Origin of the sequence: Xanthomonas sp. LMG 12462, from assembly GCF_009192885.1 — a bacterium.
Lineage (GTDB): Bacteria > Pseudomonadota > Gammaproteobacteria > Xanthomonadales > Xanthomonadaceae > Xanthomonas_A > Xanthomonas_A sontii.
This window is the reverse complement of the sequence record NZ_NMPP01000031.1, coordinates 20016-28052: the sequence shown is the minus strand read 5'-3', so window position 1 is coordinate 28052 and position 8037 is coordinate 20016. Positions and strand designations below refer to the sequence as shown.

The 8037-nt window shown below is 71.7% G+C and carries 7 protein-coding genes; 6 read left to right on the top strand and 1 reads right to left on the bottom strand.

The genetic code is table 11. From position 1 onward, the window contains the following. On the top strand, positions 1-1553 hold a 1553-nt coding region (locus tag CEK69_RS09110; RefSeq protein ID WP_304951729.1), incomplete at its 5' end, for an AsmA-like C-terminal region-containing protein. A gap of 226 nt (positions 1554-1779) precedes the next feature. Then, positions 1780-3222 (top strand): metalloprotease TldD, encoded by a 1443-nt coding sequence (gene tldD, locus CEK69_RS09105; protein ID WP_017914545.1) that lies wholly within the window; start codon positions 1780-1782, stop codon positions 3220-3222. 156 nt (positions 3223-3378) lie between these two features. Here the strand turns inward: tldD and yjgA are convergent, their stop codons facing one another. Continuing rightward, positions 3379-3975, bottom strand: coding sequence for a ribosome biogenesis factor YjgA (gene yjgA / locus CEK69_RS09100; RefSeq protein ID WP_148827558.1), 597 nt, complete (start codon positions 3973-3975; stop codon positions 3379-3381). Between the two features lie 95 nt (positions 3976-4070). On the opposite strand from yjgA, the gene pmbA reads away from it, so the two are divergent. The 4 genes from pmbA to CEK69_RS09080 all read left to right on the top strand — a co-directional run bounded on the left by pmbA (position 4071) and on the right by CEK69_RS09080 (position 8024). Further along, entirely contained in the window at positions 4071-5435 is a 1365-nt protein-coding gene (pmbA, locus tag CEK69_RS09095; protein ID WP_150409897.1) for a metalloprotease PmbA, read from the top strand. 36 nt (positions 5436-5471) lie between these two features. After that, positions 5472-5870 carry a DUF4870 domain-containing protein gene (locus CEK69_RS09090; RefSeq protein ID WP_152245159.1) on the top strand — a complete coding sequence of 133 codons (399 nt, stop codon included), beginning with the start codon at positions 5472-5474 and terminating at the stop codon, positions 5868-5870. A 176-nt stretch (positions 5871-6046) separates the two neighbouring features. After that, positions 6047-6424 carry a DUF4870 domain-containing protein gene (locus CEK69_RS09085; RefSeq protein WP_017910613.1) on the top strand — a complete coding sequence of 126 codons (378 nt, stop codon included), beginning with the start codon at positions 6047-6049 and terminating at the stop codon, positions 6422-6424. 172 nt (positions 6425-6596) lie between these two features. Further along, a complete protein-coding gene (locus tag CEK69_RS09080) occupies positions 6597-8024 on the top strand; it encodes a DUF1800 domain-containing protein (protein WP_152245157.1) in 1428 nt (475 codons plus the stop codon). The last annotated feature ends 13 nt before the right edge of the window (positions 8025-8037 follow it).

The window sequence follows — 8037 nt, the reverse complement described above, 5'->3', positions numbered from 1 at the left end:
CCCCACCGACCCGGCTGCAGCTGCGCTCGGACCTGGTCGGCACCCAGTTGCTGATGCCGGCGCCGATGGACAAGGCGCCGGCCACGCCGCTGGCGACCTCGGTCAACGTGCCGCTGCCGGTCGGCAGCGGTCGCATCGAGGTGGCCTTCGGCAAGCTGATGGCGCTGGCGGCGCGCAGCCAGGGCGGCAAGACCGGCGTGCGCGTGGTGATGGGCAGCGACCACGTCGCTGACGAACCGCCGGCCAGCGGCCTGGTGGTCAGTGGGCGCACCGCGGCATTGAACGCCATCGACTGGATCGGCGTGGTCAGCCGCCCCGATCCGAACGCCGCCGCGGCCAACGGCGGCGAAGACCCGATGCCGCTGCGGCGCATCGAGATCCTGGCCGACCATCTGCTGCTGCTGGGCGGGGTGTTCGACAACACCCGCCTGCGCCTGCTGCCGCAGGCCGACAGCATCGACGTGCATCTGGACGGCCCGGCCCTGGCCGGCGACCTCAGCGTGCCGACCAAGGACGGCGGCGTGCTCGGCGGACGCCTGGCGCGGGTGCACTGGCGCTCGGCCACGGCCACCTTGCCGGTGGCGAACGGCACGCCGACGGCGGTGGTCGCCACGCCCGCCGGCAGCGGGGTCGCCGGCAGCGCCGGCCCGGTCCCGGCCGGCCCGTTCGCCGACAGCCTAGACCCGGCCACGATCCCGGCGCTGGCGCTGGACGTGGACGACCTGCGCTTCGGCGCGATGACCCTCGGCGCGGCCTCGCTGCGCACGCGCAAGCTCGCCGACGGCATGCAGGTGGACCAGCTGCACCTGCGTTCGGACAAGCAGAAGATCGACATCAGCGGCGACTGGCGCGGCAAGGGCGCCACCGCCCGCACCCAGCTCAACGCCAGCGTCGACAGCCGCGACCTCGGCGAACTGATGCAGAACCTGGACTTCGGCGGGCAGGTGCGCGGCGGCGAAGGCCAGCTGACGCTCAGCGCCGCCTGGCCGGGCACGCCGTCCGGCCTGCAACTGGCCACGGTGCAGGGGCAGCTCGACGTGGCCGCGCGTAATGGGCAGTTGCTGGAACTGAACCCGGGCGCCGGACGCGTGCTCGGCCTGCTCAGCGTGGCGCAACTGCCGCGGCGGCTGATGTTCGATTTCCGCGACTTCTTCTCCAAGGGCTTCGCCTTCAACCGCATCGACGGCCAGATCCGTTTCGGCGACGGCCTGGCGCGCAGCGACAACCTGGTCATCGATGGCCCGGCCGCCGAGATCAAGGTGCGCGGCGAGGCCGACCTGCGCGCCCAGCAGTTCGACCAGACCATCGACGTCAATCCCAAGTCCGGCAACCTGCTGACCGTGGTCGGCGCGGTGGCCGGCGGGCCGGTCGGCGCGGCGGTCGGCGCCGCCGCCAACGCGGTGCTCGGCAAGCCGCTGGGCAACATCGGTGCGCGCACCTACCGGGTCACCGGGCCGTGGAAGGACCCCAAGGTGGACGTGATCGAGCGCGAGTCGGCGCGCCCGCCGGCGGCGCCTGCCGCGACGCCGCCGGCTGCGTCCGGGAAGCCCTGAAAAGCCGGGATTGGGGATGACCAGCCTGCGGCTGTTGAAAGCCGGGAGTGGGGACGGCGGCGGTTGCGCGCGACGCCGGTCGCAAGGATGGCAGTGGCGCGGCGCCCTGCGCGTGCATGGGATGCCGTGCATTGCCTGGAGACAGCAGCGCTTCCCGCGCGCCTGCTGTGTTCAGACTGTGCCGCCCCCGCTTGCGCTGCGCGCCTTCGTCCCCCATGTTGAGCCCATGAACGATCACGCCCTGAGTCTTGCCGAAACCCGCCTGTTGCTTCCCGCCGGCCTGGATGCCACCAGCCTGGAGCGCGCCTTCGGCACGCTGCTCGGCCCCGGCATCGACTTCGGCGACCTGTATTTCCAGCATTCGCGGCGCGAGAGCTGGAGCGTGGAGGACGGCATCGTCAAGGATGGCGCCCACTCCATCGAGCAGGGCGTGGGGGTGCGCGCGATCTCCGGCGAGAAGACCGGCTTCGCCTATTCCGACGACATCCACCGCGATGCGCTGCTGGCTGCCGCGCAGTCGGCGCGGGCCATCTCCCGCGACGGCGGCGCGCAGCCGGCGCACGCGCTGCAGCGCGGTGGCGGCCGCGCGCTGTATCCAGCGCTGGACCCGGTGGACGCGATGGACAACGCGCACAAGGTCGAGCTGCTGCGGCGGCTGGACCAATACCTGCGCGCCGCCGACCCGCGCGTGCAGCAGGTGATGGTGAGCCTGTCCGGCGGCGTGGACACGGTGCTGGTGGCGCGCAGCGACGGCGTGCTCGCCGCCGACGTGCGCCCGCTGGTGCGGCTGAACGTACAGGTGATCGTCGAACAGCAGGGCCGCCGCGAATCCGGCTATGCCGGCGGCGGCGGCCGCTACGACTACGCCACGCTGTTCGCCGACGGTCGTCCGGAAGCCTTCGCCCGCGAGGCCTTGCGCCAGGCGCTGGTGAACCTGGAGGCGGTGCCGGCGCCGGCCGGGGTGATGCAGGTGGTGCTGGGCCCGGGCTGGCCCGGCGTGCTGCTGCACGAGGCGGTCGGTCATGGCCTGGAAGGCGACTTCAACCGCAAGGGCACCAGCGTCTACGCCGGCCGCATCGGCCAGCGCGTGGCTTCGCCCGGCGTCACCATCGTCGACGACGGCACCCTGGACGGCCGCCGCGGTTCGCTCAACGTCGACGACGAGGGCACCGCGACCAACTGCACCACCCTGATCGAGGACGGCGTGCTGGTCGGCTACATGCAGGACACGCTCAACGCGCGGCTGATGGGCGTGGCGCCGACCGGCAACGGCCGCCGCGAATCGTTCGCGCACCTGCCGATGCCGCGCATGACCAATACCTACATGCGCGCCGGCCAGCACGATCCCGAGGAGATGATCCGCTCGGTGAAGAAGGGCCTGTACGCGGTCAACTTCGGCGGCGGTCAGGTCGACATCACCAGCGGCAAGTACGTGTTCTCAGCCACCGAGGCCTACCTGATCGAGGACGGCAAGGTCACCGCGCCGGTGAAGGGCGCCACCCTGATCGGCAACGGCCCGGAGACCATGCAGAAGGTGCGCATGATCGGCCACGACCTGGCGCTGGATGAAGGCGTCGGCGTCTGCGGCAAGGACGGGCAGAGCGTGCCGGTGGGCGTGGGCCAGCCGTCGCTGCTGATCGACGGGCTGACCGTGGGCGGGACGGCTTAGGGGCCGGGAGTGGGGATTCGGGAATCGGGAATCGGTAAAGCGGGCGCCGCGGTGCGCTGCGGCAGTAGCGGCCTGACGGGTAGGTTCATCGCGCGCCGCGCTTGCTGGGCTGGGAGCGCGTCGTCCGTTGTGCGTGGCAGCCGACGTTGCCGCGCCTCAGTCGCGCGTGTCGTCGAACGCCGCGTCGTCGTCCGCTTCTTCGATTCCCGATTCTCCATTCCCCGTTCCCGACGCACCCCCCAGGATCATCTCGCGCAGTTCCCGGAACAATTCGCGGTAAGCGTGCGGCGGCTTGTTCTTCAGCCGCTCGTCCTTGGCGTTGCGGACCAGCTGGCGCAGCCGCTGGCGGTCGGCGTCGGGATGCTCGGCCAGCAGTTCGGCCAGCGCGGTGTCGCCTTCGGCGAGCAGCCGCTCGCGCCAGTCCTCCACCCGATGCATGGCCGCCACTTCGCGGCGCGCGCTGTCGCTGTTGACGTCCATCGCCTCGCGGATCGCCTCCAGCACCGCCTCGTCCTCGCGCCGCATCTGCTTGGCCAGGAACGCCAGCTGCCGCTTGTGCGCGATGTGCGAGGTGATGCGCTTGGTCTCGGCGATGTGCGGCAGCAGCGACTCGGGCACCGGCAGCTTGGCCAGCTGCGCCGGGGTCAGCGCCACCAGCTTCTCGCCCAGGCTCAGCACTTCCAGCGCCTCGCGGCGTTGCTGGCTGCGGCTTTCGCCGCGGAATTCACCGGTGTCTTCGTCGCGTCCGCGCATGCTCGTACTACTCGATCGGGCTGGAAATCAAATCAACACATCCGGCCAGGACGGCCGGACAGGGGCGAAGGGATTCGCACAACAAGGATAAAGCATTGAACGCGATCACCCCCGATTTGCACCGCGACGACAGCCAGCAGCGCCTGGAGCGCCTGTCCGACATCGCCGAGCGGCTGCTGGCGCGCGCCCGCGCGCTCGGCGCCAGCCAGGCCGAGGTCAGCTGCAGCGAAGACCGCGGGCTGGACGTCAACGTGCGCCTGGGCGCTGTGGAGACCGTGGAATCCACCCGCGACCGCGGCATCGGCGTCACCGTCTACTTCGGCCAGCGCAAGGGCAGCGCCAGCACCGCCGACCTGCACGAGTCCAGCCTGGAGGCCACCGTGGCCCAGGCCTGCGCGATCGCCCGCTACACGGAGGACGATGTGGCCGCCGGCCTGGCCGAGGCGGCGCTGATGGCGCGCGAGCAGCCGGATTACGATCGCTGGCATCCGTGGCCGCTGCAGGCCGAGGAGGCGATCGACCTGGCGCTGGCCTGCGAGGCCGCCGGCCGCGACGCCGATGCGCGGATCAGCAATTCCGACGGCGCCTCGGCCGGCAGCAGCGAGAGCCTGTCGGTCTATGCCAATTCGCACGGCTTCGTCGGCTGCGAGCGCAGCACCCACCATTCGATCGCCTGCACGCTGATCGCCGGGCAGGGCGACGGCATGCAGCGCGACGGCTGGTACAGCAGCGCGCTGGCACGCGAGGACCTGGAACGCGCCTCGGCGATCGGCCGCCGTGCCGCCGAGCGTACCGTGGCGCGGCTGCAGCCGCGCTCGCTGCCGACCGGCGAGGTGCCGGTGCTGTTCGCGCCGGAGATGGCGCGCTCGCTGATCGGGCATCTGCTTGGCGCGGTGTCCGGCGGCGCGCTGTACCGTCGCGCCAGTTTCCTGCTCGACAGCGCCGGCACCCGCCTGTTCCCGGAGTGGTTCGCGATCGACGAACGGCCGCACCTGCGCCGCGGCCTGCGCTCGGCCGCCTTCGACGGCGAGGGCGTGGCCACCCGCGAGGCGCCGCTGGTGCGCGACGGCGTGCTGCAGCGCTACGTGCTGGGCAGCTATTCGGCGCGCAAGCTGGGCCTGCAGACCACCGCCAATGCCGGCGGCGTGCACAACCTGCAGGTGGCGGCCAACGCGGTGGACCTGCAGGCCATCCTCAAGGGCCTGCCGCGCGGCCTGCTGGTCACCGACCTGATGGGCAACGGCGTCAACCCGGTCACCGGCGACTACTCGCGCGGCGCCGGCGGGTTCTGGATCGAGAACGGCGAAATCGCCTATCCGGTGGACGAAATCACCATCGCCGGCAACCTGCGGCAGATGTTCCAGGACATCGAGGCGGTCGGCGCCGACATCGATGTGCGCTCGCACGTGCACATCGGCGCGGTGCTGGTCGGCAGGATGACGGTGGCCGGCAACGACTGAGCGCCGCGACGCAGGCAGCGCGCAAGACGCACAGGCATGCAGGCAAGCGACACCGAGAACACGATCACCGACGGCCCCGCGCCCGCGGGGGAGCGCGCGCTGGCGGCATTTGCGCATCTGTCGATGTGGATCGGCTTGTTCGCCGCCTGCAATGTGCACCTGGGCGACGCGCTGTGGTGGCTGCTGTTGCTGTGGCTGTTGCCGGGCGCGCAATGGTGGGCGATGCGGGGCAGGCAGCCGTTCGTCGCCGAACACGCGCGCCAGGCCATGCGGATGGGCCTCGGCCTGTCCCTGCTGAGTGCGGTCTTGCTGGCGCCGAGCGTGCTGATCTTCGGTACCGTGCTCGTGTTCGGGTGGCTGCTGGTCCTGATGCTGCTTGTGGCGATGGGCGTCAGCCTATACGCGGCGTCCAAGGCCATGCTCGGTCGCCGCTAGCGCGATCCGCTGCCGTATGGGGCGTCGAATCAGCGCCGCGGTTGCCGAGCGGGCGATCCTTGAGCCCGTCGAGGCGTCTTCCCGCCTTGCCGGCTTGGCTTGACAGCGCTGCGCCAGCCGCCGAGAGTGACGCGCCAAACGTCTTGTCCCCTCACCACCAAAGGAACGGAATACCGATGAGCGAATTCGACAACGTCACTGCCCCGCCGCCGCCGCCGGCCTCGGCAGGCCCCCAGGAAGATCGCACTGTCGCGCTGATCACCCATCTGTCCGGGATCATCGCCGGCTTCATCGTGCCGCTGATCATCTGGCTGGTGAACAAGGACAACCCGGCCAAGTCCTTCCTCAACGACCAGGCCAAGGAAGCGCTGAATTTCCAGATCACCGTCGCCATCGCGTACGTGATCTGCGTGGTGCTCAGCGTGATCGTCATCGGCGGATTGCTGATGCCGGTGGTGTGGGTGGTGAACCTGGTGTTCTGCATCCTGGCCGGCATCAAGGCCAACGACGGCGTCGCCTACCGCTACCCGTTCGCGCTGCGCCTGATCAAGTAAGCGCGCCTGCGACGCGTCCCCGAAGGCCCGGCCGCTGCGCCGGGCCTTTTTTGTGCCCGCGCCGCGCTCCGGCGGGAGGTCGCAGGGCGGCCAGGCGCAACGCCGCCACCGGCCGGTCAACCGCGGCCCGTGCTACGCGTTTGCAAGGCTGTCGCCATCACCGGAGCGCCGCATGATCCGCCGCGAGAGCTTGAGCGCCGCCAACCGCTTCGGCCTGGGCGCCCGTCCCGGGGACCTGACCGCCATGGGCGAGCCGCGCGCCTGGCTGGCCGCGCAATTGCAGTCGCCGCCGCTGGCGCCGGCGTTGCAGGGCCTGCCCGACAGCCTGGCCTACCTGCGCCGCGAGGCCGACTACCAGCGCGAACGCCGCCAGGCGCGGCAGCAGGCGGCCGGCGATCCGCAGCAGGCCGCCCAGCAGGCGCAGCAGGCCGCGCGCGGGCTCTATCGGCAGGCACAGGCGCAGGAACTGGCGGCGCGCTACCGGGTCGCGGTGTCCAGCCCGGCCGGATTCGCCGAGCGCCTGGTGCAGTTCTGGTCCAATCATTTCGCGGTCTCGGTCGACAAGCGCGCGGCCGCGCTGTACGCGGCGCCGATGGAGCGCGAGGCGATCCGCCCGCACTGCATGGGCCGCTTCGCCGACCTGCTGCTGGCGGTGGAGCGGCACCCGGCGATGCTGCGCTACCTGGACAACGCCAATTCGGTCGGCCCCGACTCGCTGCTGGCGCAACGCGCGCAGCGCCGGGCCCTGCGCCTGGATCCCGAACGTCCCGTGCGCCGCCTGGGGCTCAACGAGAACCTGGCGCGCGAGATCCTGGAGCTGCACACCCTCGGCGTGGACGGCGGCTATACCCAGGCCGACGTCACCGAACTGGCGCGTGCGATCACCGGCTGGGGCGTGCCGGCGCCGCGCGATTTCGAGCAGGGCACGCCCGGGGCCGCCTTCGTGTTCCGCGCGCCGGCGCATGCCGCCGGCAGCCGCCTGGTGCTGGGCCGGCGCTACGCCGAGGACGGCGTGGCGCAGGGCGAGGCGATCCTGGCGGCGCTGGCCCGGCACCAGGCCACCGCGCAGCACGTCTCGTTCAAGCTGGCCCGGCATTTCGTCCGCGACGATCCGCCGCCAGCCTTGGTACAGCGCATGGCCGACGCGTGGCGGCGCAACGATGGCGACCTGCGCCACGTCTACCGCGCCCTGATCGACAGCCCCGAGGCATGGGACGCGCAGGCGCGCAAGTTCAAGCCGCCGCAGGATTTCGTGGTGTCGGCACTGCGCGCCGGAGGTGCCTGGCCCGAGGCGCCACCGCAGCAGAAGACCGTGCTGACCCTGCTGGCACGGATGGGGCAGCCGCCGTTCACGCCGCGCTCGCCGGCCGGCTATGCCGACGTGGCGGCGGAATGGAGCGGCGCCGACGCACTGTGGAAGCGCGTGCAGGCGGCCGAGGCGCTGGCGAGGATGGCGCCGGGCGAGCCGCTGGCACTGGCCGCGACCGCGTTCGGCGACGGTCCGGATGCGGACACGCTGACCGCGGTGCGGCGCGCCGAATCGCCACGCGAAGGCGTGGCGGTGCTGCTGGCCAGCCCGGCCTTCCAATGGCGCGCCTGAGCGGCGCGCGGTC